A 20,746-nucleotide genomic window follows, 5' to 3' on the forward strand; every position below is an offset into this window, starting at 1 on the left:
CCTCAGTGTCAGTATCAGTCCAGGTGGTCGCCTTCGCCACTGGTGTTCCTTCCTATATCTACGCATTTCACCGCTACACAGGAAATTCCACCACCCTCTACCGTACTCTAGCTTGCCAGTTTTGGATGCAGTTCCCAGGTTGAGCCCGGGGCTTTCACATCCAACTTAACAAACCACCTACGCGCGCTTTACGCCCAGTAATTCCGATTAACGCTTGCACCCTCTGTATTACCGCGGCTGCTGGCACAGAGTTAGCCGGTGCTTATTCTGTCGGTAACGTCAAAACACTAACGTATTAGGTTAATGCCCTTCCTCCCAACTTAAAGTGCTTTACAATCCGAAGACCTTCTTCACACACGCGGCATGGCTGGATCAGGCTTTCGCCCATTGTCCAATATTCCCCACTGCTGCCTCCCGTAGGAGTCTGGACCGTGTCTCAGTTCCAGTGTGACTGATCATCCTCTCAGACCAGTTACGGATCGTTGCCTTGGTGAGCCATTACCTCACCAACTAGCTAATCCGACCTAGGCTCATCTGATAGCGCAAGGCCCGAAGGTCCCCTGCTTTCTCCCGTAGGACGTATGCGGTATTAGCGTTCCTTTCGAAACGTTGTCCCCCACTACCAGGCAGATTCCTAGGCATTACTCACCCGTCCGCCGCTGAATCAAGGAGCAAGCTCCCGTCATCCGCTCGACTTGCATGTGTTAGGCCTGCCGCCAGCGTTCAATCTGAGCCATGATCAAACTCTTCAGTTCAATACTGCTTGGGTTTTTAAGAAACCCTAAACTTGGCTCAGCAATCTCAAATGACTATGTGATTTCTCGCATGGTCACTTGTGATGCTGATAATCTTTCTGACTATCAGTCCGTACTCACAAGCACCCACACGAATTGCTTGATTCGATTTGTTAAAGAGCGTTTGGTTAAGAGATTTTCGTCTCAACCGAGGCGCGCATTCTACGCTTTCCTCAGAGCCTGTCAAGCGTTTATTTTGAAGTTTTTTGCGAGAAACTCGTTTAGCTTCAAACACTTGGCTCGCTGCGATCTCTCGTAGCGGGAGGCGAATCATACAGCGTTTAGAACCGCTGTCAACCACCTTTTTAACCGCTATCGATCAGTCGACCGAAGCACCACCAGCACTACCTGGATTAAGCAACTCATTGAATTTCAAGGAGTTTCTCGTTCCGACTACGCTGGAATTGGGGCGCATTATAAGGGGATTCGAACGCCCGTCAAGGCTTAATTTCAAGAAACCTTGATATTGCCTAAAACAAAGCGGGGAGGCCTGCCGGCCTCCCCGCTTCGCTCCTCATACCTTAAAGGCTAGGGAAGGCAAATTGCGACGCCTCATGGCTCGCACGCTGCGGCCAGCGCTGGGTAATCGCCTTGCGACGGGTATAGAACCGTACCCCATCCGGGCCATAAGCATGCAGGTCGCCAAACAGCGAGCGCTTCCAGCCACCAAAGCTGTGGTAAGCCACAGGCACCGGCAGCGGCACGTTCACACCAACCATGCCCACTTCGATCTCGTCACAGAACAGGCGTGCCGCCTCACCATCACGGGTAAAGATACAGGTCCCGTTACCATACTCGTGATCATTGATCAGCTGCATGGCCTGCTCCAGGCTGTTCACACGCACCACGCACAGCACAGGGCCGAAGATCTCTTCTTTATAGATGCGCATCTCTGGCGTCACCTTGTCGAACAGGGTGCCACCCACGAAGTAGCCGTCTTCATTACCCGCCACACGGAAACCACGGCCATCCACCACCAGCTTGGCGCCAGCAGCAACACCGTCATCGATGTACCCCACTACCTTGTCACGGGCAGCAGCAGTCACCAGCGGCCCCATGTCCAGGCCGCACGAGGTGCCGGCACCGATCTTGAGCGCCTTGATCTGCGGCTCCAGCTTGGCGATCAGCGCATCGGCAACCTGGTCGCCCACACACACCGCCACCGAAATAGCCATGCAACGCTCGCCGCACGAACCGTAGGCAGCGCCCATCAGTGCGCTGACGGCGTTGTCCAGGTCGGCATCCGGCATCAGCACTGCGTGGTTCTTCGCGCCACCCAAGGCTTGCACGCGCTTGCCGCGCTTGGTGCCTTCGGCATAAATGTACTCGGCGATCGGGGTCGAGCCAACAAAGCTCAGCGCTTTCACTTCCGGCGCCTCGATCAGCGCGTCCACAGCTTCCTTGTCACCGTGCACCACGTTGAGGATACCCTTGGGCAGGCCGGCCTCCAGCAGCAACTGGGCAATGTACAAGGTCGAACTCGGGTCACGCTCGGACGGCTTGAGGATAAAGGCGTTACCGCAAGCGATGGCCAACGGGTACATCCACAGGGGGACCATGGCCGGGAAGTTGAACGGCGTAATACCGGCGACCACGCCCAGCGGCTGGAAGTCGGACCAGGCATCGATGTTCGGGCCGACGTTACGGCTGTATTCACCCTTGAGCACCTCAGGCGCTGCGCAGGCGAACTCGACGTTCTCGATACCGCGCTTGAGTTCGCCAGCCGCGTCTTCCAGCGTCTTGCCATGCTCTTCGCTGATCATCTGCGAGATGCGTGCTTCGTTCTGCTCCAGCAGTTGCTTGAAGCGGAACATCACCTGGGCACGCTTGGCCGGCGGGGTGTTGCGCCAGGCCGGGAATGCAGCCTTGGCAGAGTCGATCGCTTCCTGAACGGTCGCGCGGCTGGCCAGCTCGACCTTGCGTACTGCCTGGCCAGTGGACGGGTTGAAGACATCGGCGGTGCGCTCACCCTTGGAAACCAGCTCGCCGTGGATCAGGTGCTGAACAATGCTCATGCAAAACTCCAGATAAAGAAGGTTGATGCTGGCGCGCAAACAGCTCACGCGCCTTACGTCAGAATCGGAAAGATCAGTCGATCTTGTTCAGCGCTTCACCGACCGCGTCGAACAGACGGTCCAGTTCCTGCGGCTGTGTATTGAACGTTGGGCCAAACTGCAAGGTGTCGCCGCCGAAGCGCACGTAGAAGCCGGCTTGCCACAGCTTCATCGCGGCTTCATACGGACGGACAATGGCATCGCCATCGCGGGCAGCGATCTGGATCGCGCCGGCCAGGCCGTAGTTACGGATATCGACGACGTTCTTGGTGCCCTTCACGCCGTGCAACAGCTTCTCGAAGTGCGGCGCCAGCTCGGCGGCGGACTGCACCAGATTTTCCTTCTGCAGCAGGTCCAGCGCGGCGATACCGGCGGCACAGGCTACCGGGTGGGCCGAGTAGGTATAGCCGTGCGGGAATTCCACAGCGTATTCCGGGGTCGGCTGGTTCATGAAGGTCTGGTAGATCTCGCTGCTGGCGATCACCGCGCCCATCGGAATGGCGCCGTTGGTGACCTGCTTGGCGATGCACATAAGGTCAGGGGTCACGCCAAAGGCCTCAGAACCCGTCATGGCGCCCATGCGACCGAAGCCGGTGATCACTTCGTCGAAGATCAGCAGGATATTGTGCTGGGTGCAGATTTCACGCAGGCGCTTCAGGTAGCCCTTAGGCGGCGGCAGTACACCAGCCGAACCCGCAAGCGGCTCGACAATCACAGCTGCGATGTTCGACGCATCGTGCAGTTCGATCAGCTTGAGCATTTCATCAGCCAGGGCGATGCCGCCCTCTTCCGGCAGGCCTTTGGAGAAGGCATTGACCGGCAGCACAGTGTGCGGCAAATGGTCGACGTCCAGTAGCTGGCCAAACATCTTGCGGTTGCCGTTTACGCCACCCAGGCTGGTACCGGCGATGTTCACACCGTGGTAACCACGGGCACGGCCAATGATTTTGGTCTTGGTGGCCTGGCCCTTCAGGCGCCAGTAGGCGCGGACCATCTTCAGCGCGGTATCGGCGCACTCGGAACCGGAGTTGGTATAAAAGACGTGATTCAGGTCACCGGGGGTCAGCGCGGTGATCTTCTCGGCCAACTGGAACGAAAGCGGGTGACCGAACTGGAAGGCAGGGGAGTAATCCAGGGTGCCGAGCTGACGTGCAACCGCTTCGGTGATTTCCTTGCGGGTATGCCCGGCACCACAGGTCCACAGGCCCGACAAGGCATCGAAGATCCTGCGCCCTTTGTCATCGACCAGGTAATTGCCTTCGGCCGCCACGATCAGCCGTGGGTCGCGATGGAAATTGCGGTTGGCGGTGTAAGGCATCCAGTGCGCATCCAGCTTGAGCTGGCTTGCGATACCGGCAGGAGCGGTTTCGGGCATGTTCATCGGCGGTTCCTCGAAAAACGAATAGGCAACGATGGATGTTGTTGCAGCTAAATTCGCACGTGGATAAAGTCTGAAAAAGACTACATTTCTAATCTTCAGGTAGCGCAAGACTAAACTTATGAGCCGACGTCCCGACCCACTCGCCCAAGTCAGCGATTTCGACATCCGCCTGCTGAAGATCTACCGCAGCGTGGTCGAGTGCGGCGGCTTCTCGGCTGCCGAAAACGTGCTGGGCATTGGCCGCTCTGCCATCAGCCAGCAGATGAATGACCTGGAGCAACGCTTGGGCCTGCGCCTCTGCCAGCGTGGCCGCGCCGGTTTTTCGCTGACCGAGGAAGGCCGCGAGGTCTACCATTCGGCGCTGCAACTGCTCAGCGCGCTGGAAACCTTCCGTACCGAAGTCAACGGCCTGCACCAGCATCTGCGCGGGGAGCTGAACATCGGCCTGACCGATAACCTGGTGACCCTGCCGCACATGCGCATCACCCATGCATTGGCCGAACTCAAGGATCGCGGCCCCGAGGTGCGCATCCAGATCCGCATGATCGCCCCAAGCCAGGTCGAGCAGGGTGTGCTCGATGGCAGCCTGCATGTCGGCGTGGTGCCGCAGACCAGCCCGCTATCCGGCCTTGAGTACCAACCGCTGTACAGCGAACGCTCGCTGCTCTATTGCGCGGTTGGCCATCCGCTGTTCTATGCCGACGATCAACAGATCGACGAAGCCCGCCTCAACAGCCAGGAGGCGATCGCTCCGACCTTCCGCTTGCCCGCCGAAATTCAGGCCCATTATCAGGCCCTGAACTGCACCGCCAGCGCCTCGGACCGTGAGGGCATGGCATTTCTGATCCTTACCGGCCGCTACATCGGCTACCTGCCCGACCACTACGCCACGTTCTGGGTTCAGCAAGGTCGCCTGCGCGCCCTCAAGCCCTCGCAGCGCTTCTATGACCTGAGCCTGAGCTGGGTAACGCGCAAGGGCCGGCGGCCGAACCTGGTACTGGAAAGCTTCCTTGAAAGCCTGGCTGCGACACGCTGATGCCTGCTTGTGACGCTAATGCTTGTTACTTGAGCGCAGGAAGGTAATCTTGTCCGACATCCGTTGCCACAGACCTGTACGGAATCGTCCATGACCCTAGAAGTCCCTGCGCATCGCCTATCCGCCTCGGGCAAGCCCGCTGGCCGCATCCGCCAGAAGAACGAACAGGCCATCATCCAGGCCGCCGAAGACGAGTTCGCCCGCCATGGCTTCAAGGGCACCAGCATGAACACCATTGCGCTGAAGGCCGGTTTGCCCAAGGCCAACCTGCATTACTACTTCACCAACAAGCTCGGCCTGTACATTGCCGTGTTGAGCAACATCATCGAGCTCTGGGACAGCACCTTCAACGCCTTGAGCGTTGATGACGACCCCGGTGCTGCGTTGAGCCATTACATCCGCACCAAGATGGAATTCTCCCGGCGCAATCCGCAAGCCTCGCGGATCTTCGCCATGGAGGTGATCAGCGGAGGCACTTGCCTGACCGAGTACTTCAGCGCCGACTACCGCGAGTGGTTCCGGGGCCGGGCGGCGGTGTTCGAGGCCTGGATCGCGGCAGGCAAGATGGACCCGGTAGACCCGGTTCACCTGATATTCCTGCTATGGGGCAGCACCCAGCACTATGCCGACTTCGCCACCCAGATCTGCCAGGTGACCGGCCGCAGCCGCCTGACCAAGCAAGACATGGAAGATGCGAGCAACAACCTTATCCACATCATCCTCAAGGGGTGCGGCATCGCGCCGAGTGCCTGACATCGACTTATGCCTTCTACCCTGCTCGACCTCTGCGAGTTTCGCGAGGAAATCCGCAAAAGCCGCTTCATTACCCTCGCCGGCCCGATATCCAGTGCCGCCGAGGCGATGGGTTTCATTGAACGCCATAGCGACCCGGCTGCCACGCACAACTGCTGGGCCTGGAAGCTGGGCGGGCAATACCGCAGCAGCGATGACGGCGAACCCGGCGGCACGGCCGGCAGGCCAATCCTGGCTGCTATCGAAGCCCAGGACTGTGACCAGGTCGTGGTATTGGTGATCCGCTGGTACGGCGGCATCCAGCTAGGCACCGGCGGCCTGGCCCGGGCTTATGGTGGCGGTGCCAACAAGTGCCTGCAGCAGGCGCCGAAAAGGCTGCTGGTGCAACGCAGCGAGTACCGCTGCAGCTGCAGCTTCAGCGAACTGGCCCTGGTCAAACTGCGCCTGGCAGAAGTCGACGCGTTGGTGCTGGAAGAACGATTCACCGCCAACGGGGTGGATCTGCACATTGCGGTAGGCGAAGCACACATCGGCGCGCTGCAACAGCAACTGGCCGACCTCAGCCGCGGGCGCATCCTCTTGGAAGCCTGCTGACCTTTGCCCACAACAACTGTGGGCCTGCCTGTGGATAAGCTTGGGGCACTCTGATGCAGGCCACGCCCATCAAGGCCTGCAGAGCATTGAGCGTTTTTTGACCACTGCATGATGAAAAGCTCGACCCGCTGAGCTGTCAAGAGTTATCCCCAATCGTCAAGCGTATAACACTACGGCCGCTTGGTAGTTTGCACACATTAACTGTGGAATAGCCTGTGGATAACCCGTTAGCCAACAAGCGAAGCACCCGGGCGCACACAGCCAAACGCCGTTGCTCATTTCTTGACCAGTGTTGATGCGGCGCATGACGCCAGGCTGAAGTATGCTCAAATCCTTTTCTTCTACCGCGACAGGAATGCTCCTATGACCACTCCACGAACTGCCCTCATCATCGGCGCCTCCCGCGGGCTTGGCCTTGGCCTGGTGCAGCGCCTTCACGAAGATGGCTGGAACATTACAGCCACGGTGCGTGACCCGCAAAAAACCGGCGCACTCGGCGAAGTGCCTGGGGTGCGCGTCGAGCAGCTGGAAATGAACGACACCGCACAGCTCGATGGCCTGAAGCAGCGCCTGCATGGCGAAGTCTTCGACCTGGTGTTCGTCAATGCCGGCGTCATGGGGCCGCTGCCGCAGGACCTGGAAACCGTGCAGCGCAGTGAAATCGGCGACCTGTTCATGACCAACGCCGTGGCGCCGATCCGCGTCGCCCGACGCCTGGCCGGCCAGGTGCGTGAAGGCTCGGGCGTGTTGGCGTTCATGAGCTCGATCCTGGGTAGCGTGACCATCCCCGACGGTGGCGAGGTCTGCCTGTACAAGGCCAGCAAGGCCGCCCTGAACTCGATGATCAACAGCTTCGTGGTCGATCTGCAGCGACCTGGCCTTTGCGTATTGGCCATGCACCCGGGTTGGGTAAAGACCGACATGGGCGGCGAGAACGCCGAAATCGACGTGCTCACCAGTACCCAAGGCATGCTCGAACAGATCAAGGCGCAAAGCGGCAACGGCGGGCTGCGCTTCATCAACTACAAGGGCGAATCGCTGGTCTGGTGAGTTGAACCTGATCAGTGGTTGAAACAATGCAGGGCCAGGCCGGGCGCAATGCCCGGCCTGGCCCTGTAGAATGGCGGCAACCGTACCTGATTTGAGAACACCCACTATGTATGAATGGTTGAACGCCCTGCCCAAGGCTGAACTGCACCTGCACCTGGAAGGCTCACTGGAACCCGAGCTGCTGTTCGCCCTGGCCGAGCGCAACAAGATCGCCCTGCCCTGGAACGACGTCGAAGCCCTGCGTAGCGCTTACGCCTTCAACAATCTGCAGGAATTCCTCGACCTTTATTACCAAGGTGCGGACGTGCTGCGCACTGAGCAGGACTTCTACGACCTGACCTGGGCCTACCTGCAGCGCTGCAAGGCGCAGAATGTCATCCACACCGAACCGTTCTTCGACCCACAGACCCACACTGACCGTGGCATCCCGTTCGAAGTGGTGCTCAATGGTATCAACCAGGCACTCAAGGATGGTCGTGAGCAGCTGGGTATCAGCAGCGGCCTCATCCTGAGCTTCCTGCGCCACCTGAGCGAAGAAGAAGCACAGAAAACCTTGGACCAGGCCCTGCCCTTCCGCGACGCGTTCATCGCGGTAGGCCTGGACAGCTCCGAGAAAGGCCACCCGCCGAGCAAGTTCCAGCGCGTCTTCGACCGTGCCCGCAGCGAAGGCTTCGAGGCCGTGGCCCACGCTGGCGAGGAAGGACCACCCGAGTACATCTGGGAAGCCCTCGACCTGCTCAAGATCAAGCGCATCGACCATGGCGTGCGCGCCATGGAAGACGAGCGCCTGATGCAACGCATCATCGACGAGCAGATCCCGCTCACCGTGTGCCCACTGTCCAATACCAAACTCTGTGTGTTCGACCACATGAGCCAGCACAACATCCTCGACATGCTCGAGCGCGGCGTGAAAGTGACCGTGAACTCGGATGACCCCGCCTACTTCGGCGGCTACGTCACCGAAAACTTCCATGCCTTGCACACTCACCTGGGCATGACCGAAGACCAGGCTCGCCGCCTCGCGCAGAACAGCCTGGACGCACGGTTGGTCTGACCGGACACGGCGTTGCAGTTACCCCACCTGCAACGTCGGAACGCGGGCAATGCGATTGATCTGCTGAATCCCCAGGGCCGAGATCTGCAATGCCCGCGTATTCTCGGCCTCACGTATCCATCCCGATTGCAGGAACAAGGTGAGCAAGGCCTGCCCCAGGCTACCGCCAAGATGAGGCCCCTGGTCGCTCCACTCATTACAGTGGCAGATCACGCAACCGCGCTGCTGCTGAGGTGCCAGTGCATCGATATAGACGCCAATGCTTGCCAACTGCGCCCGGCCCTTCTCACTGACCATCATCTGATGCACGCTGCCCTCCAGCCAGCCTGCTACCACCAATCGGTGATAGAGCTCACCGGCCAGCTCGCCGCCCAGGTGATCAGCGCAGCGACGCGCCCGGCGCATCGACATTGGCATCGGCAGCGGCTTGGCCTGCGCGCCTCTGTCATTACCCAGTTGCACACTGGCCAAGGCTTCTACGGCTGCGCCCACCTGGGGCGTCGCCAGCCGGAAGTAACGCTTGCGACCGCGCGCCTCAAGCCTGAGCAGGCCTGCCGAAGACAGCAATGACAAATGGGCGCAGGCCGAGGAGGAGGTCAACCCAGCCATCATCGCCAGCTCATCGGTCGGTCGCGGCGTGCCATCAATCAGCGCCCACAACATGGCGCTCCGCTTGGGGTCGGCCATCAGGCCGGCAATCTGACTGATACTGCTGACTGTATTCATGTCCCTTTAACTCCCTGCAAGATCACATCTGAATTCCAATGGCCAACATTGGCAACGCCGATTGCCCCCTAGCTGCTACCGGCCTGGCACCGGGGTCAGTATAAGCCGCATGAAAGCCCGCTCTAGCAGCCGTGCAGACAGACCTGTGGGTCAAAGGGGGATGGGTAGGGCAACCCTTGATCCATTGAGATAGGCGAACGGCCCCCGCCTCAGTTTTAGGTGACAGGCATCAGACCGCGAAATAAAGGGGAAGAAACAACGCACGAGGAAGAATGGCCCCGTGCGGGCAGCGACTCTGCCGACAGCGCCGTTCCATAAATAGCGCAAATAAAAGCGAAGGTTCGACACCCTGCAGAAATTGCATCTGGAAGCGTCCGACGCCCCTGCCGGAAAATGCCCTGACCGCCAGTCAGGACACCCATTCATGCCCTGGCACCACGTAACCGCAGCGCTACACTTGACCCGCTCTCCCCACCATTCGGAGGTATGCCGCGATGGAGATTATCGTCAGTGCGTCCAACCGCAACCCCAACTGCCCCTGGGAGGTCAGGCTCGACCAGCATGTGGTGAGCTTCCGCAGCGAAGCAGAAGCACGTGCCTTCGTCGTCACGCTGGAAGCCCGTTTGCGCGCGCCTCACCCGCTCAAGCCGGACGCGTGGCCTGCAAGCGCCGGGTCAACAGCGCAACACTGACCACCAGTGCCCCGCACAGGCTGATTACCAACGCCATGGGCACTGCACTGCCGTCATGCAGCAGGCTGACCAAAGCTGCCGCGCCTGCGGCGACGCTGAATTGCAGGCACCCCATCAAGGCCGAGGCGCTGCCGGCGCGTGCGCCCTGGCCGCTCATGGCGCACGCCGAAGCATTGGGGATGATGCAGCCCAGGCTGGCGATGCAGATGAACAGCGGCACCAGCAATGGCCATAGTTCAGCCGGGCGCAGCGCTGCTACAGCGAGCAACGCCAGGGCCGCGACCAGGTACAGCCAGACGGCACGCACCAGCAGGAAGGCCGGACCACGCTTAGCCAGCATGCGCGCGTTGATCTGCGCCACCAGGATGAAACCTGCCGCATTGGTACCGAACAGCCAGCCGTAGTGTTCGGCCGGCACACCGTAGAGCTTGATGAACACGAAAGGTGAACCCGCGATGTAGGCAAACATACCTGCGATGGCGATCCCCCCTGTAAGGGCATGGCCAAAGAACGTGCGGTCAGCCAACAACCGCACGTACTGGCGCAATGCGCCGGATAAAGGCTGGCGTGGCATATGCGCGGGTAAGCTCTCGGGCAACCCCAGGCCGACCGCCACCAGGCAAGCAGCGCTGAACAGGCTCAATGTCAGGAAAATCGACTGCCAACCAGCCAGGTTAACCAGTACGCCGCCGAGCATCGGCGCCAGAATGGGCGCCAACCCCATCACCAGCATCAGTTGTGAGAACACTTTGGCCGACGCCACCGGGTCGCACTTGTCGCTGACGATGGCCCGTGACAACACCATGCCGGCGCAGCCGCCCAACGCCTGGACGAAGCGTGCCAGGATCAGCGTGTCGAGGTTAGGCGCGTAGGCACAGGCCAGCGACGCCAGGGTAAACAGCGCTACGCCGAACAGCAGCGGTTTGCGCCGGCCAAAGCGGTCGGCCATCGGCCCATAGGCCAGTTGCCCCAGCGACAAGCCGAGGAAGTAGGCAGCCAGAGTGGTCTGGACATGTTTTTCGTCGGTGGCGAACGCCTGCGCCATGGCCGGGAAGGCGGGCAGGTAGAAGTCGATCGCCAGCGGCCCGAACGCACTGAGTGCGCCCAGGATAAGCACCATTCGCAGGTTCATCAGGAATCCATAGCAGGCTAAGCAAGTGCGTAAGTCTACCTGCAGTGGACAGTATCAGCATGAAAACATTTGCAACAAAACAGGGCCGCAAACACGGCCCCTTCCAACTCAAGCCACCTCAGCCTGGTAGCCCTCTTCACGAATCGCAGCCAGCAACTGCTCAGCACCCAGAGCGCTCTGCACACGCACCTGCTTGCCGGCCAGGTCGACCTCGACCTGGGCGTTTGCATCCTGTTCCTGCACCGCGCGGGTCACCGCCTTAACGCAGTGGCCACAAGTCATGCCTTGTACGTTGAACACTTGCATGGGTGTTGCCTCCTTCAGGGTTTAACTCAGTTTCAAGCTTGCCATCGGGGCAAGGTCAAGTTCTGCATCCAACGGCCGGGCTGGAAATCCGCACCAACCTCGGCCAAGCTGCGCCTTTGACGATTCGGCAAGCAGGAGATTCTTCATGTTCAGGACAGCACTGGGCGTTGTCGGGCTATTGGGCACGCTGGCCGCGGTGCCACCGGCAAGCGCCGAAGGCAACTCGGACTACAGCGTGCTGATCATTTCACGCGAACGCCTGGAAGTGGCCACCAGCTGCGAAATCGGTGTCTACCTCAACGACCAGCTTTCCGGGCGCGTATTCCAGGAACAGTCGACCTCTTTCAACCTGCCGCCCGGCCCTGTTGATGTACGCTTGCGCCTGCTGCCGGGGCAGATGCCCGGCTGCGCGCCCGGCCTGGAAGACCAGCGCAGCACGCGACTGACCCTGCAGGCGGGCCAGATCAACAAGTACCGCATTGCCATGGGCCACAATGGGCTGGTACTGAGGCGAGCCAACCTGGACTATTGACCTTCCCCACATGGCAAGGTTGATGCTGGTGGCCTGTCCAAGGAGGAGAGCCATGCCCGCATCCACTGTATTCGACCTGCCGATCTGCGGCATGACCTGCGCCAGCTGTGCCGGCCGGGTCGAGCGCGCTCTGCGCAAGGTCAGCGGCGCTGAACAGGTCAGCGTCAACCTCGCCAACGAACAGGCCAGGGTCCAGGCCCCGGCCGGCAGCCTGCCCGCCCTGGTCGAGGCTGTGCGCGGCGCCGGGTACGAGGTACCGACCCGCACCGTAGAGCTACAGATCGATGGCATGACCTGCGCCAGTTGCGTCCGCCGTGTCGAGCGCGCGCTCGGTAAACTACCGGGCGTTGAACAGGTCAGTGTCAACCTTGCCAACGAACGCGCCCACCTTCAGGTGCTACAGGGCCTTGATGACAACCTGCTGCTCGGCGCGGTCGAAAAGGCCGGCTACAGTGCCAGCCTGCCGCTGTCGGTCAACAATGACCAGGAAGCCGTCCAGCGCCGCCTGCGCAACGAACGTCTGGCCGTCGGCGCTGCCCTTTTGCTGGCCCTGCCCCTGGTGTTGCCGATGCTGCTTCAACCGTTTGGTGTGCACTGGATGCTGCCGGCCTGGGCGCAATTCGCGCTGGCCACCCCCGTGCAGTTCATCCTTGGCGCACGCTTTTATGTGGCGGCCTACAAGGCTGTGCGCGCCGGCGCCGGCAACATGGACCTGCTGGTCGCGCTGGGCACCAGTGCCGGTTACGGCCTTAGCCTGTACCAATGGGCCAAGGCATCTGCCGGGATGGCCCCGCACCTGTACTTCGAGGCATCGGCGGTGGTGATCGCCCTGGTGTTGCTGGGCAAGTACCTGGAAAGCCGGGCCAAACGCCAGACCGCCAGCGCCATACGGGCCCTCGAAGCGCTGCGCCCAGAGCGCGCAATGAGGGTGGTCGATGGCCATGAAGAAGACGTTGCAATTGCCCAATTGCGGCTCGGTGACCTGGTGCTGGTCAAGCCAGGGGAGCGCTTCCCGGTCGACGGTGAAGTGGAAGAAGGCAGCAGCCACGCTGACGAAGCCTTGATCAGCGGCGAGAGCCTGCCAGTACCCAAGCAACCCGGCGATAGCGTTACCGGCGGCGCGATCAACGGCGAGGGCCGGCTGCTGGTGCGCACCAGGGCATTGGGCACAGAAACCGTGCTGGCCCGCATCATCCGCCTGGTCGAAGACGCCCAGGCGGCCAAGGCGCCCATCCAGAAACTGGTGGACCGGGTCAGCCAGATCTTCGTCCCGGCCGTGCTGGTAATCGCACTGCTGACCCTGATCGGTTGGTCGCTGGCCGGCGCCCCCCTGGAGACCGCGCTGATCAATGCCGTCGCCGTGCTGGTGATTGCCTGCCCTTGCGCCCTTGGCCTGGCCACACCTGCAGCGATCATGGCGGGTACAGGCGTTGCCGCGCGCCACGGCATCCTGATCAAGGACGCCGAGGCGCTGGAGCGCGCACATGCGGTGAACCGCGTGGTGTTCGACAAAACCGGAACGCTCACCTCCGGCAGCCCGCGCGTTGTCCACAGCCAGGCCCTGGTCGGTGATAGTGCCGAGTTGCACCGCCTGGCGGGGGCCCTGCAACGTGGCAGCGAACACCCCTTGGCCAAGGCGGTACTCGACGCCTGCACCGAGCAAGGCCTAAAGGTTCCCACGGTAGCCGACAGCCAGTCGCTTACCGGCCGCGGCATCGCTGGCCGGGTGGAAGGCCGCGAACTGGCGCTGGGCAACCGGCGCCTTCTCGACGAGTGCAACCTGCAACCCGGCGCCCTCGCCACAGAAGCACAGGCCTGGGAAGCCGAAGGCCGTACCCTGTCCTGGCTGATTGAACGAGGCGCACAACCTCGCGTGCTGGGGCTGTTCGCCTTCGGCGACAGCATCAAGCCCGGTGCCGAACAGGCCATCGCAGCCCTGCGCAAGCGCCATATCAGCAGCCACCTGCTGACCGGTGACAATCGCGGCAGCGCCAAGGTGGTAGCCGATACCCTCGGCATCGACGACGTGCACGCCGAAGTGCTGCCAGCCGACAAGGCCGCCACGGTAGCCGAACTGAAAAAGCACGGTGTGGTGGCGATGGTCGGCGACGGTATCAACGATGCCCCAGCGCTTGCCGCCGCCGATATCGGCATCGCCATGGGCGGGGGCACCGACGTGGCCATGCAGGCAGCCGGCATCACACTGATGCGTGGCGACCCACGCCTGGTGCCTGCCGCCCTGGAAATCAGCCGCAAGACCTATGCGAAAATTCGCCAGAACCTGTTCTGGGCATTCATCTATAACCTCATCGGCATCCCACTGGCCGCGCTGGGTTACCTGAACCCGGTACTGGCCGGCGCCGCCATGGCGTTGTCCAGCGTCAGCGTGGTGAGCAATGCCTTGTGGCTCAAGACCTGGAAACCCACCAGCACCTCGCAGGAGGCCCCATGAATATCGGCCAGGCCGCCCGCCGCAGCGGGCTCAGCACCAAGATGATCCGCTATTACGAAGCCATCGGCCTGCTCAAGCCGGCCACCCGTAGCGACAGCGGATACCGCCTATACCAGCCAGAGGACCTGCACAGCCTGGCCTTCATCAAGCGCTCACGCGACCTGGGGTTTTCCCTGGAAGAGGTGGGCAAGCTGCTGACCCTGTGGCAGGACCGGCAACGCGCCAGCGCTGATGTGAAGGCTCTGGCTCTGCAACACATCGATGAACTGAACCGGCGCATCGAGGAGCTGGCCTGTCTGCGCGACACCTTGAGCGAACTGGTAGCCCACTGCAAAGGCAATGACCGGCCTGACTGCCCGATACTCAAAGATCTCGCACAAGGGGGCGAGTGCTGTCGCTGACGCGTTTGACCACCACGCTCACTCGCTTGGTATGCCATATTAGCCTGAAGCCGACCGAATAGTCGCCAAATGCGCCTAGACCCAATAAATACGGGCATTTTCATTCAAAAAACCCCGGACGCTGCCGATACAGTTTCTACCTGCCTCGCGTGTCGAAAAAAATAAATTCCGGGAGCGTCGATGAACATCAAACAGAAACTGACCTGGGCATTCGCGGTCATCGCCGCACTGCCCATCGTCCTCGTAGCCACCTTGGTGGTCATCAACCTGCGCGGCGAAGCCCGCGAGGATTTTCTTGACGGCAGCAGCCGGGAAATCCGCCAGGTCAGTAACGCGATGAACCTGTTTTTCCAGGGCATCACCCAGAACGTCGACTACCTGGCCAGCCTCCCGCAGGTCACCGGTAGCAGCGACAACGTCAAGAAACACATAGGCGCCGACGCCGCGCAAATCACCCCGAGCGAACAGGACAAGACACTGTTCGAGCTGTTCACGCGCCTGGCCAAGAGCCACCCGGACTACGCCTACGTGTCCTATGGCCTGCAAGACGGCGGCTACGCCTTCTGGCCAGGCGACCCGAACATGAGCAACTACGACCCGCGCACCCGCCCGTGGTACCAGGCGGCCATGGCCAACCCTGGCAAGACCCTGCGCACCGCCCCTTACTACTGGGCCGGCGACGATGCCGTGCTGGTCAGCACCGTGCGTACCGTTGCCAACCAGCTGGGCAGCCCCGGTGGCGTGGTCAACATCGACGTATCGCTCAAGGGCCTTACCGAGATCGTCCAGCAGATCAAGCTGGGCGAAAGCGGCTACCTGATCCTCATGGAAAACAACGGTAACGTGATGGTCGACCCGCGCGATGCCAGTCACAATTTCAAACAGCTGGCCAGCTTCGGCGACGGTTATGCCGAGCTGGCCAAGGCCGGCAAGGGTTTGGCTGAAGTCGAAATTGGCGGCGTGCGCTACATGGCCAACGTCTACCCCGACGAAAAACTCGGTTGGACCTTCATAGGCCTGATCCAACAAAGCGAAGTGATGCAAACCACCACCCGCCTGACCTGGCTCATCGGCGGCGTCGCGCTGGTGCTGGCCGCGCTGTTCGCCGTGGTCGGTGCCACTTTCGCCAAACTCATCGTGCGCCCCATCAACAGTGTTTCCAGTGGCCTGGAAGACATCGCCCAGGGCGAAGGCGACCTGACCCGCAACCTGGAAGTGCGTGGGCGTGATGAAACCGCGCAACTGGCAGGCTGGTTCAACCAATTCCTCGGTGCCATCCGCAGCCTGATCCAGCACATCGGCGCGGCGGCGAGCAAGATCCTCAGCACGTCCACCAGCTCTACTCAGGTCTCCAGCGACATGGCCGAGGCCGCCGGGCGCCAGCGCGAAGCGGTGGACATGGTGTCCACCGCATTCCACGAAATGGTCGCCACCGCCAACGAGGTTGCCCGCTCCTGCAGCCAGGCCGCGCAATCGGCCGACAGCGGCCAGCAACAGGCCCGCGAAGGCCAGCAGCAGATCGATGCGGCCGTCAGCAGTGTCGACCGGCTGAGCCAGGAGATCGAGCAATCGGCGCAGTCGATTCAGCAGTTGGAGCGCGACAGCAATGCCATTCAGTCGATCCTCGGTACCATTCGCTCGATTGCCGAACAGACCAACCTGCTGGCGCTCAATGCTGCGATCGAAGCCGCCCGCGCCGGCGAACAGGGCCGTGGGTTTGCGGTAGTTGCCGACGAGGTCCGGGCGCTGGCCAAGCGCACCGCCGATTCCACTGCTGAAATCGACGGGCTGCTTGGCAACCTGGCCAGCCGTACCGCCGAAGTGGCCGAGCAGATGCATGCCAGCCTGGAAGTGTCGCAGCAGTCGGTCAGCCGCATTGGCCTGGCCCGCGACAGCTTTGGCCAGATACGCGAGTCGGTGGACATCATCCGCGACATGAACACGCAGATCGCCACCGCGGCGGAAGAACAGCACCAGGTTGCCGAAGACATCAACCGCCATATCAGCCAGATTCACGGTGATGCGCAGCTGGTGGCCGACCTGGCTCAGGCGGCGCGGCAGGACTCGGAAAGCCTGGCCGGGTTATCCAATGAGCTGGATTCGCTGGTGCGGCGCTTCCGTACCTGACCGGTTGTCTGCACCGGCCTCTTCGCGAGTTATCGGGAAGAGGCCGGTACCCCTGTTACAACGTCAACTCACCAGGTGTCGAGCCAAACAATTGCTTGAAGGCGGCGATATAGGCCGACGTCGAGTCATAGCCACAGCCCAGCGCCGCTTCGGTCACGCTCGCCCCCGTCTCCAGCAGCGCCAGCGACGACAATAGCCGCATGCGTTGACGCCAGTTGCGAAAACTCAACCCCGTCTCTCGCTGAAAAAGGCGCATGAGGGTCTTCTCCGAGCACTGCAGTTGGCGGGCCCACTGCTGCAGGGTCTGCACGTGATCCGGCGCGGCTATCAGGCTGTTGCACAGCGCCAGCAAGCCTGTATGCCGTGGCAGTGGCAGGGAAAACCCCACTTCAGGCAACGTACGAAGCTGGTCGAGCAGCACCGAGACCAAGCGGCCTTCCACGCTGTCGCCTTCAGGATAGTGCGGCGGGAACACGCAAAACTGCTTTATCAACTCACGCGCCAGCGGGGTCACTTCCAATACCCGGCACTGCGCCGAAGCCCACGGGCAAGCGTCGCGGCGAATGTACAGGCTGCGCATTTCCGCCCGCCCGGACGTCACCACTTCATGTTCGGCGTCGGCAGGGATCCACACGCCCCACTGCGGCGGCGCGAAATAGCTGCCATCACGCGTGTAGACACCCAGCACGCCGCTGATCGCATAGGAAAACTGCACCCAGTCGTGGCTGTGGCGGGTGGTCCAGGAGCCGGCCCCCAAGCTTTCAGCACGGGCATAGAGCGGCCTGGGCAAATGGACCAGGGCAGGGATGGCGCGGGGGTGTCCTATAATCGGCATGGTGAGTTCTTGTAGTTCTGACCAGACAAGCCTAACACCCGCCATCGCGACCCTGCAGCCCTTCAGGCAGTTACCGCTCGACGATCACTGTCACCCCTTGCCCGCCCGCCGCGCAGATCGAAATCAAGCCTCGCCCCTTCCCTGCCGTCGCCAGCAGTTTGGCGAGGTTTGCCAGGATCCGCCCCCCGGTCGCCGCAAACGGGTGCCCTGCCGCCAATGAGCTGCCTTTGACGTTGAGCTTGCTCCGATCGATCGCACCCAGGGGGGCATCCAGCCCCAGCCGCTCGCGGCAGAACTCGGCACTCTCCCAGGCCTTGAGCGTGCACAGCACCTGGGCAGCAAATGCCTCATGGATCTCGTAGTAATCGAAGTCTTGCAGGGTAAGGCCATTGCGCGCCAGAAGCCGCGGCACCGCATAGGCCGGCGCCATCAGCAGCCCTTCCTGGCCCTTGACGAAGTCCACCGCAGCAGTCTCGCCATCGACCAGATAGGCCAGCACCGGCAGGCCCTGTGCCTGCGCCCACTCCTCTGTGCCCAGCAGCACCAGCGACGCACCATCGGTCAGCGGTGTGGAATTGCCTGCTGTGAGTGTGCCCAAGCCACTGCGGTCGAACGCGGGCTTGAGCTTGCTCAACTGCGCAAGGGTCAAGTCCGGCCGCAGGTTGTTGTCGCGCGTAAGGCCCAGAAACGGTGTCAGCAGGTCATCCTGCCAACCCTCGGCGTAGGCCGCTGCCAGATGCTGATGGCTAAGCAGAGCCAGCTCATCCTGCTCGGCGCGACCGATCTGCCAGGCCTGGGCCATGCGCTCGCAGTGTTCGCCCATCGACAACCCGGTACGCGGCTCGCCATTGCGTGGCAGCTCGGGCTTGAGATGGCCCGGGCGCAACTGTAGGAAGGGCTTCAAACGCTCGCCCAGAGTCCTGCCGCGGTTGGCCTGCAGCAAGATGCGCCGCAACCCCTCATTGACCCCGATCGGGGCATCGGATGTGGTGTCGACGCCACCGGCGATACCGCTGTCGATCTGCCCGAGGGCAATCTTGTTGGCCACCAGCAGGGCAGCCTCCAGCCCGGTACCGCACGCCTGCTGAATATCGTAGGCCGGTGTCTGCGGCGACAGCCGCGAACCGAGCACGCATTCGCGGGTCAGGCTCATGTCGCGCGAATGCTTGAGCACCGCACCGGCCACTACTTCACCCAGGCGCAAACCGTGCAGGCGGTAGCGTTCTGTCAGGCCCTCCAGCGTGACCGTGAGCATCGCCTGGTTGCTGACAGTGGCGTAGGCACCGTTGGAGCGGGCGAAAGGGATTCGGTTGCCGCCCAGAATCGCGACCCGGCGAAGTGAACGCATGCGTAAATTCCTCCTGAAACAATTCGATCCGAACAGCCTAGGTGTTTTTGCCGCATTCGAACGACCTCTTCACAAAGTTGGTCCACACTTCAATGCTTGCCTTCAGGGAGACCCGCACATGAGCGACCGCTATCTCGGCTTTGCCAACTCCAACCTCGGCCGCCGCTTCGTCGATGCCCTCGGGCTGCAACGCCCGGTACCGCTGGAACGCTGGCAGGCCGGGCGCCTGCGCCCGGTGGAGGGCGCACTGGTCATCGGCGGTGGGCCTCTGGCAAATCAGGTCGAAGCCATCGCTCCACGCCTGACCGACGAATGCTACAGCTTCAATGGTGTAAGCCTGCAGGCTCCCGCCTGGGTGGCTGGCCTGGGGCCCAAGCTCAAGGCCGTGGTGTTCGATGCCAGTCATCTGTCCGACAGCGATGAGCTGAAGCAGTTGCGCGAATTCTTCCAGCCGTTGCTGCGCAGCCTGGCACCCTGCGCCCATGTGGTCATACTCGGGCGCGCACCGGAAGGCATCGACGACCCGCTGGCCAGCGTCGCCCAGCGTGCTCTGGAGGGTTTCAGCCGCTCGCTGGCCAAGGAATTGCGTAACGGTGCGACGGCGCAGCTGTTGTACGTGGATGAAGCTGCCGATGGCCAGCTCGAAGGCGCCTTGCGCTTCTTCCTGTCACCCAAGAGCGCATTCATTTCCGGCCAGGTGCTGCGTTTGCAGGCCTGTGCCAGCCAGGTCGAAGACTGGACGCGGCCGCTCGCCGGGCGCCGAGCATTGGTCACTGGCGCTGCACGCGGGATAGGCGCCGCCATTGCCGAAACCTTGGCACGTGATGGTGCCGAGGTGATGCTGCTGGACGTGCCGCAGGCCCAGCAAGATCTCGATGCCCTCGCTGCCCGCCTGGGCGGCAAGGCGCTGGGGCTGGGGCTGGACATCTGTGCCAGTGACGCAGCCGCGCAACTGCTCCAGGCCTTGCCTGATGGCATCGATATCGTCGTGCACAACGCCGGCATCACCCGGGACAAGACCCTCGCCAACATGACCCCCGATTACTGGGACGCCGTCATGGCGGTCAACCTCAAAGCACCCCAGGTACTGACCCAGGCGCTGTATGAAGGCGGCGCCCTGGGCGCAGATGCACGCATCACTCTGCTGGCCTCGGTCAGCGGCATCGCCGGCAACCGCGGCCAGGCCAACTATGCCGCAAGCAAGGCCGGGCTGATCGGTTTTGCCCAGGCCTGGGCACCCAAGCTCGCCGGCCAAGGTGGCAGCATCAATGCCGTGGCTCCCGGTTTTATCGAGACGCACATGACCGCCGCCATGCCCATGGGCCTGCGTGAAGCCGGGCGGCGCCTGAGCTCGCTGGGCCAGGGCGGGCGCCCGCAGGATGTCGCCGAGGCCATCGCCTGGCTCAGCCAGCCCGGTTCCGGCGCGGTGAATGGCCAAGCGCTGCGGGTCTGTGGCCAGGCATTGATGGGAGCTTGAGC

18 protein-coding genes, 1 rRNA gene and 1 pseudogene (1 of these 20 running past the window's edge) are annotated in these 20,746 nt (G+C 61.9%); 12 read left to right on the forward strand and 8 right to left on the reverse strand.

The window, feature by feature from the left end:
• The 3 genes from ACMGF5_RS05510 to ACMGF5_RS05520 all read right to left on the reverse strand — a co-directional run.
• Positions 1-755, reverse strand: a 16S ribosomal RNA gene (locus tag ACMGF5_RS05510) (it extends 782 nt beyond the left edge of the window).
• Positions 756-1,315: 560 nt separating this feature from the next.
• A complete protein-coding gene (locus tag ACMGF5_RS05515) occupies positions 1,316-2,809 on the reverse strand; it encodes a CoA-acylating methylmalonate-semialdehyde dehydrogenase (protein ID WP_012316366.1) in 1,494 nt (497 codons plus the stop codon).
• A 73-nt stretch (positions 2,810-2,882) separates the two neighbouring features.
• Complete coding sequence (locus ACMGF5_RS05520) at positions 2,883-4,229, reverse strand: aspartate aminotransferase family protein (protein ID WP_046787872.1); 1,347 nt, start codon at positions 4,227-4,229, stop codon at positions 2,883-2,885.
• 118 nt (positions 4,230-4,347) lie between these two features.
• Here ACMGF5_RS05520 and ACMGF5_RS05525 point away from each other — a divergent pair, with 118 nt between their 5' ends.
• The 5 genes from ACMGF5_RS05525 (at position 4,348) to ACMGF5_RS05545 (ending at position 8,716) form a co-directional block, all read left to right on the forward strand.
• Positions 4,348-5,265 carry a LysR family transcriptional regulator gene (locus tag ACMGF5_RS05525; RefSeq protein ID WP_012316368.1) on the forward strand — a complete coding sequence of 306 codons (918 nt, stop codon included), beginning with the start codon at positions 4,348-4,350 and terminating at the stop codon, positions 5,263-5,265.
• 90 nt (positions 5,266-5,355) lie between these two features.
• Complete coding sequence (locus tag ACMGF5_RS05530; protein WP_046787871.1) at positions 5,356-6,018, forward strand: TetR/AcrR family transcriptional regulator; 663 nt, start codon at positions 5,356-5,358, stop codon at positions 6,016-6,018.
• Positions 6,019-6,027: 9 nt separating this feature from the next.
• Positions 6,028-6,612, forward strand: a complete 585-nt coding sequence (locus ACMGF5_RS05535) for an IMPACT family protein (protein WP_119687807.1) — start codon at positions 6,028-6,030, stop codon at positions 6,610-6,612.
• A gap of 363 nt (positions 6,613-6,975) precedes the next feature.
• Positions 6,976-7,662, forward strand: a complete 687-nt coding sequence (locus tag ACMGF5_RS05540; RefSeq protein WP_115273817.1) for an SDR family oxidoreductase — start codon at positions 6,976-6,978, stop codon at positions 7,660-7,662.
• A 106-nt stretch (positions 7,663-7,768) separates the two neighbouring features.
• Positions 7,769-8,716, forward strand: a complete 948-nt coding sequence (locus ACMGF5_RS05545) for an adenosine deaminase (protein WP_119687808.1) — start codon at positions 7,769-7,771, stop codon at positions 8,714-8,716.
• Positions 8,717-8,734: 18 nt separating this feature from the next.
• On the opposite strand, the gene ACMGF5_RS05550 is transcribed toward ACMGF5_RS05545, so the two are convergent.
• On the reverse strand, positions 8,735-9,442 hold the full coding sequence (locus ACMGF5_RS05550; RefSeq protein ID WP_046787867.1) for an ArsR/SmtB family transcription factor: 708 nt from the start codon (positions 9,440-9,442) through the stop codon (positions 8,735-8,737).
• A 494-nt stretch (positions 9,443-9,936) separates the two neighbouring features.
• On the opposite strand from ACMGF5_RS05550, the gene ACMGF5_RS05555 reads away from it, so the two are divergent.
• Positions 9,937-10,134, forward strand: coding sequence for a hypothetical protein (locus ACMGF5_RS05555; protein ID WP_080952191.1), 198 nt, complete (start codon positions 9,937-9,939; stop codon positions 10,132-10,134).
• Here ACMGF5_RS05555 and ACMGF5_RS05560 read toward each other — a convergent pair.
• Both ACMGF5_RS05560 and ACMGF5_RS05565 read right to left on the reverse strand, forming a co-directional pair.
• Positions 10,085-11,266: a multidrug effflux MFS transporter gene (locus ACMGF5_RS05560; protein WP_115273815.1), complete on the reverse strand. Its 1,182-nt coding sequence runs from the start codon at positions 11,264-11,266 to the stop codon at positions 10,085-10,087. The genes ACMGF5_RS05555 and ACMGF5_RS05560 overlap by 50 nt on opposite strands.
• A gap of 108 nt (positions 11,267-11,374) precedes the next feature.
• Entirely contained in the window at positions 11,375-11,572 is a 198-nt protein-coding gene (locus ACMGF5_RS05565) for a heavy-metal-associated domain-containing protein (RefSeq protein ID WP_046787865.1), read from the reverse strand.
• Between the two features lie 145 nt (positions 11,573-11,717).
• On the opposite strand from ACMGF5_RS05565, the gene ACMGF5_RS05570 reads away from it, so the two are divergent.
• The 5 genes and pseudogenes from ACMGF5_RS05570 (at position 11,718) to ACMGF5_RS05590 (ending at position 17,084) form a co-directional block, all read left to right on the forward strand.
• Positions 11,718-12,104 (forward strand): hypothetical protein, encoded by a 387-nt coding sequence (locus ACMGF5_RS05570; RefSeq protein WP_046787864.1) that lies wholly within the window; start codon positions 11,718-11,720, stop codon positions 12,102-12,104.
• A gap of 52 nt (positions 12,105-12,156) precedes the next feature.
• Positions 12,157-14,556 (forward strand): heavy metal translocating P-type ATPase, encoded by a 2,400-nt coding sequence (locus ACMGF5_RS05575; protein ID WP_414157630.1) that lies wholly within the window; start codon positions 12,157-12,159, stop codon positions 14,554-14,556.
• Entirely contained in the window at positions 14,553-14,957 is a 405-nt protein-coding gene (cueR, locus tag ACMGF5_RS05580) for a Cu(I)-responsive transcriptional regulator (protein ID WP_414157631.1), read from the forward strand. Before ACMGF5_RS05575 ends, cueR begins: the two co-directional genes overlap by 4 nt.
• A gap of 336 nt (positions 14,958-15,293) precedes the next feature.
• Positions 15,294-16,226, forward strand: a pseudogene (locus ACMGF5_RS05585) (cache domain-containing sensor histidine kinase); the annotation flags it as partial.
• 129 nt (positions 16,227-16,355) lie between these two features.
• Positions 16,356-17,084, forward strand: coding sequence for a methyl-accepting chemotaxis protein (locus tag ACMGF5_RS05590; RefSeq protein ID WP_371316880.1), 729 nt, complete (start codon positions 16,356-16,358; stop codon positions 17,082-17,084).
• Positions 17,085-17,139: 55 nt separating this feature from the next.
• On the opposite strand, the gene ACMGF5_RS05595 is transcribed toward ACMGF5_RS05590, so the two are convergent.
• Both ACMGF5_RS05595 and ACMGF5_RS05600 read right to left on the reverse strand, forming a co-directional pair.
• Positions 17,140-17,919, reverse strand: coding sequence for an AraC family transcriptional regulator (locus tag ACMGF5_RS05595; protein WP_414157632.1), 780 nt, complete (start codon positions 17,917-17,919; stop codon positions 17,140-17,142).
• 70 nt (positions 17,920-17,989) lie between these two features.
• Positions 17,990-19,267: an acetyl-CoA C-acetyltransferase gene (locus ACMGF5_RS05600; protein ID WP_125925040.1), complete on the reverse strand. Its 1,278-nt coding sequence runs from the start codon at positions 19,265-19,267 to the stop codon at positions 17,990-17,992.
• A gap of 118 nt (positions 19,268-19,385) precedes the next feature.
• On the opposite strand from ACMGF5_RS05600, the gene ACMGF5_RS05605 reads away from it, so the two are divergent.
• A complete protein-coding gene (locus ACMGF5_RS05605; protein WP_414157633.1) occupies positions 19,386-20,744 on the forward strand; it encodes a 3-oxoacyl-ACP reductase in 1,359 nt (452 codons plus the stop codon).
• Positions 20,745-20,746: the final 2 nt, after the last annotated feature.

This window comes from Pseudomonas sp. BNK-15 (assembly GCF_047456105.1).
GTDB classification, from domain to species: Bacteria; Pseudomonadota; Gammaproteobacteria; order Pseudomonadales; family Pseudomonadaceae; genus Aquipseudomonas; species Aquipseudomonas putida_E.

Coding starts and splice junctions, on each gene's coding strand:
- ACMGF5_RS05535 (WP_119687807.1), top strand. CDS start 6,028: ATGCCTTCTACCCTGCTCGACCTCTGCGAGTTTCGCGAGGAAATCCGC.
- ACMGF5_RS05515 (WP_012316366.1), bottom strand. CDS start 2,809: ATGAGCATTGTTCAGCACCTGATCCACGGCGAGCTGGTTTCCAAGGGT.
- ACMGF5_RS05570 (WP_046787864.1), top strand. CDS start 11,718: ATGTTCAGGACAGCACTGGGCGTTGTCGGGCTATTGGGCACGCTGGCC.
- ACMGF5_RS05595 (WP_414157632.1), bottom strand. CDS start 17,919: ATGCCGATTATAGGACACCCCCGCGCCATCCCTGCCCTGGTCCATTTG.
- ACMGF5_RS05600 (WP_125925040.1), bottom strand. CDS start 19,267: ATGCGTTCACTTCGCCGGGTCGCGATTCTGGGCGGCAACCGAATCCCT.
- ACMGF5_RS05590 (WP_371316880.1), top strand. CDS start 16,356: ATGGTGTCCACCGCATTCCACGAAATGGTCGCCACCGCCAACGAGGTT.
- ACMGF5_RS05605 (WP_414157633.1), top strand. CDS start 19,386: ATGAGCGACCGCTATCTCGGCTTTGCCAACTCCAACCTCGGCCGCCGC.
- ACMGF5_RS05565 (WP_046787865.1), bottom strand. CDS start 11,572: ATGCAAGTGTTCAACGTACAAGGCATGACTTGTGGCCACTGCGTTAAG.
- ACMGF5_RS05545 (WP_119687808.1), top strand. CDS start 7,769: ATGTATGAATGGTTGAACGCCCTGCCCAAGGCTGAACTGCACCTGCAC.
- ACMGF5_RS05520 (WP_046787872.1), bottom strand. CDS start 4,229: ATGAACATGCCCGAAACCGCTCCTGCCGGTATCGCAAGCCAGCTCAAG.
- ACMGF5_RS05550 (WP_046787867.1), bottom strand. CDS start 9,442: ATGAATACAGTCAGCAGTATCAGTCAGATTGCCGGCCTGATGGCCGAC.
- ACMGF5_RS05540 (WP_115273817.1), top strand. CDS start 6,976: ATGACCACTCCACGAACTGCCCTCATCATCGGCGCCTCCCGCGGGCTT.
- ACMGF5_RS05530 (WP_046787871.1), top strand. CDS start 5,356: ATGACCCTAGAAGTCCCTGCGCATCGCCTATCCGCCTCGGGCAAGCCC.
- ACMGF5_RS05525 (WP_012316368.1), top strand. CDS start 4,348: ATGAGCCGACGTCCCGACCCACTCGCCCAAGTCAGCGATTTCGACATC.
- ACMGF5_RS05555 (WP_080952191.1), top strand. CDS start 9,937: ATGGAGATTATCGTCAGTGCGTCCAACCGCAACCCCAACTGCCCCTGG.
- ACMGF5_RS05575 (WP_414157630.1), top strand. CDS start 12,157: ATGCCCGCATCCACTGTATTCGACCTGCCGATCTGCGGCATGACCTGC.
- ACMGF5_RS05560 (WP_115273815.1), bottom strand. CDS start 11,266: ATGAACCTGCGAATGGTGCTTATCCTGGGCGCACTCAGTGCGTTCGGG.
- cueR (WP_414157631.1), top strand. CDS start 14,553: ATGAATATCGGCCAGGCCGCCCGCCGCAGCGGGCTCAGCACCAAGATG.